Source organism: Pseudomonas sp. NBRC 111139 (assembly GCF_001753955.1).
GTDB lineage: Bacteria > Pseudomonadota > Gammaproteobacteria > Pseudomonadales > Pseudomonadaceae > Aquipseudomonas > Aquipseudomonas alloputida.
In genome coordinates this window covers 1-3,334 of the sequence record NZ_BCBP01000132.1, presented here as the reverse complement: position 1 = coordinate 3,334, position 3,334 = coordinate 1, and the positions used below count along the sequence as shown (strand labels likewise).

Annotated in this window: 6 protein-coding genes; all 6 read right to left on the bottom strand. The window is 56.4% G+C overall.

The features are described from left to right. Positions 1 to 337: 337 nt before the first annotated feature. The 6 genes from BJQ17_RS29330 to BJQ17_RS29305 all read right to left on the bottom strand — a co-directional run bounded on the left by BJQ17_RS29330 (position 338) and on the right by BJQ17_RS29305 (position 3,264). Positions 338 to 592, bottom strand: a complete 255-nt coding sequence (locus BJQ17_RS29330; protein ID WP_023383622.1) for a hypothetical protein — start codon at positions 590 to 592, stop codon at positions 338 to 340. Between the two features lie 31 nt (positions 593 to 623). Further along, positions 624 to 860 (bottom strand): hypothetical protein, encoded by a 237-nt coding sequence (locus BJQ17_RS29325; protein ID WP_023383621.1) that lies wholly within the window; start codon positions 858 to 860, stop codon positions 624 to 626. Between the two features lie 523 nt (positions 861 to 1,383). Further along, positions 1,384 to 1,986: a hypothetical protein gene (locus BJQ17_RS29320; RefSeq protein ID WP_023383620.1), complete on the bottom strand. Its 603-nt coding sequence runs from the start codon at positions 1,984 to 1,986 to the stop codon at positions 1,384 to 1,386. A 107-nt stretch (positions 1,987 to 2,093) separates the two neighbouring features. Then, entirely contained in the window at positions 2,094 to 2,471 is a 378-nt protein-coding gene (locus BJQ17_RS29315) for a hypothetical protein (protein WP_023383619.1), read from the bottom strand. 97 nt (positions 2,472 to 2,568) lie between these two features. After that, a complete protein-coding gene (locus tag BJQ17_RS29310; RefSeq protein WP_023383618.1) occupies positions 2,569 to 2,871 on the bottom strand; it encodes a hypothetical protein in 303 nt (100 codons plus the stop codon). 39 nt (positions 2,872 to 2,910) lie between these two features. Next, complete coding sequence (locus BJQ17_RS29305; protein WP_054925923.1) at positions 2,911 to 3,264, bottom strand: hypothetical protein; 354 nt, start codon at positions 3,262 to 3,264, stop codon at positions 2,911 to 2,913. Positions 3,265 to 3,334: the final 70 nt, after the last annotated feature.

The following is a 3,334-nucleotide window of genomic DNA, read 5'->3' as shown; positions in this document are numbered from 1 at the left end:
ATACGTCACTGATCGCCTCAACCTCGTACTGGCTCAGCGCTCCGACCAAGAAAATGCCCAGACTGGCACACGCGGCCTTGATATCAGCGGCATCAATCCGCTGCGGCAAAATTCCGCGCTCGGCGCACCAATCGCCGATGGCGTGAATCTGTGGCGTGGTCAGGTTGGACATGTTGCGTTTCTCCTGTCGTGCGCAGCCGCGAAAGCGACGGCGGGATCCTCGATATCAAAAATGGATGGGGGGTCGGGTCAGTCTATGGGCCGGGGCGGCGTAACCAGGTGGGCGGGTCATCCAAGGTGGTCGGGCGTAGGCCCGAGCCCTTGCGCCCGCGCAAATTTAGAGTCCGAGCGTTTCCTTGCGCGTTTCGGCCATTGATCCAATTAGCAAGTTCAGGGCAGAAACCTCCTCAGCACTTACCAGAGTAGGGTGAAGAGCGCGTACACGGTCATACAGCGCCGAACACTGCTCAATTACCGCCATAAAGTCAGGCGCCTGGCCAAGCGCTGCGATTGCTTGATGCAGCGCTACCAGATCCGTCAAACGGGAACGCTCAAAGCTGTCAGGCGCCGCGGGGTGGTTATTGGACTGCATGGTGATCTCCTGCTCAATTGAACGACTCTGGTCAGATTTCGCTACTGCCAATCCACTCGCCGCCGAGGTAGCCATCGGCCCCGTCGCGGGTTATTGCCACATGCTCGTACGCAACGGTTATCAGCTGCTGATGCGTCCAGCCCGTTGGGGGTGCGGCAATGGCTAGGAGCACATCGCCGGCGAGAGAACGGATTTCAAAAACTGCATGCTTCACCGCAGAAAGCACGTCTGGCTCACCTGGGCGCTGGTCAGTTACAAGATTCAACATGGCGTTATCCGTCGCTACTCGGCTTGCGGCCGAAGCGTGTAGGCGGCATGGCACTCGCTGCAATCCACCGCATACGCTGTGATGGGTGTAATAGCGAATACGCCGCCGCTATTCAGCCAGGGCCACACCTCAGCTTTGTATTCGTTGCGGTGACCACACCATGGACATGGCACGGTAAGGGTCGAAAGCCCAGACGTAATCACAGGTGCTACTTCTGTCGGCGCTGATGACTGTTCTTGAACCTCAAAGCGATGCTTACAACTGCAGCACTCAAACAGGTGCACACCGTCTGGCAGCTGCTGGCTACCTTCTGGGTGCTCAGCTACCTGCCGGCCAAGCGCACCGGGTTCACACGCCGGATTGGTACAGAACCCTTGCAGGTGATGCCCGTAGTTCTCAGTATTTCCTGTGATGCGATCCAGCTTCATGCCTCACCTTCATGTCTCGGCGGCCACGCCTGCCTCTGTGATTCGGGAGTTTTCACCGTGTGCGGTACCGCTCATTCATCGTACTCGGGATAGGTTCATTCGTTGCCAAAGGGGCATACCCAAATAATCCTCGGGAACCGAAATCGCGGAAGCATTTCAGCGAACGTCAACTTGACGTCCGGCGCATCCTCAAAGCTTGTGCGCCGCGAGCTCGCAGGGTCGGGAATGTGTTCTTCCACTAGCCTGGGGTCGGCCCATCCGCCTGGGAACTCGCCCCCTTCGGCCTCGACCACCGCCAACGCCTGCTCAACTGAGCGGGCGACGACCACATAGTCGTCGCCGATGCACCAAGCGCGAAGAGGCAAGTGGCGCTCCAACTCTTCCAACCGCAGCAGTTCTTCAACGCTCTGCAGCGCTGCAGTGGCTTCCGCATTATCAGGGGCTGCGTCGACAGCCAGGCGTCGCTGGGCGAGCTCATCGAACCAAAACAGATGGTTGTGGTAGACCGCAGCGTCGGCGGTTTCATGCGCTTGGGCAGCCTTTCGCGCTACCCAGGCGTCCGCAACCGTACCGGTACCAGAAGCAGCAAGCCATTGGCTACGTTCACCGTCGGGCATGCAGTTCCACCATGCCATACCCGCCGCCTCGTCGGCGGTTGGCGAGCGCTCCGAAGAATCAGATTGCGGGGATATTGTCATGGCATGCCTCCTGTCGCGGTCAAATGTTGAAGCGCGATAACCGCGCCTTTACACACTGCTTGACCTGCCAAAGGCCGAGCAAGGCAGGAGCAGCGGGTCTAGTGAGGTTAGCGGCTCGACTCGGCCATTTCACGAAGGTCACTGAGAATCCTCGGAACGACCACAGATAATTTGCCAGGCTTCAGTGCAGCGTCTCTGATCGTGGTGGCAACATCTTCGTCGCGCCAATAGTTCTCAACAATCGTCGCAGATGCTTCAACCTGCCCGTAGACGTAATTATTGAGAAGGACCCCTGGTACATGTTTCAACACATAGCCCATCGCAAAGCGCCCGTGCCGCTTAACGCAAGCCTCCAGCAGGGCAGTCATTTCATCAAATCGCCCATCTTTCGCCAGCTCGCCTAGAGCTCCAAAAGCTGGCTCGCTGATATGTTTGCCGTCCCAGCCTTGAAAAAACTCGATAACGATCTCTTCTAACGCCCGCATCCTGCTACCTCTCCGAAATGGGTTAAATAGGGGTGTAAGCTGCCTATCTTATGCCCGAGAGCCCCGAAATTGCATTGGCGGCAATTTCATGGCTTCCCTATGGTTCGAACGTTAGGTTGAGCAGGTCGAAAAAGCGATCCTTCTTGGCAACGTCTTCTGGCTGCTGCTTAACGATTCGCTCCAATGCCGAACGATGCTCAGGCGTTTTGTTGACAACCTGCTGAGCGTGTTTTTCTGCTCGATCAAGGGCGGCAGAATGGCTGATAGCAGCCTTGTCACCCGCGCTACACAACAGGCGATGCCAGAGGCTTCTGTAGCTCGTCTGAACCAAAGCCCATTTGTAAGCTGCCAGTGCGGCGCATACTTCGCCTTCAATGGGGTCTGTCGTGGATTGGCGCATAGTGGAATTGTCCGTTATTTGGGGTGATTGATGGCAGCGTTACGCCGCGAACATCGTCAGCGCCACTATGAACAGACCGCCAAGCATGAATGCTTTGAGAAGCCAAAGAAACGCATTATCACTGGCGGCCTCTCCCCTCTCCAACGAGAAGAACGCAAGGGCTTCAATTGCTACTAGCGCCGTAAAGGCAATCACCCTCACACCGAAGGCATCAAAAAGCCCCCAAACGACAAGGGCAATTAGCCAGAAAACTAGAATACCAGGTAACACAGGCACCTTCGTGCCGCCAATCCTAAAATTTGCTGATGACAAAGCGCTGGCTGATTTCAGGAGGGTTGCAAAGAAAAAAAACAATGCAGCGGCTGCGAGCAGCACATAAGTAAGTTGGTTCAATTCGATTTATCTCCGCGATTGGGCGGTGATGCTTCCAGGGTTGCATGACCAACATCGTCGCTTCGCCTAA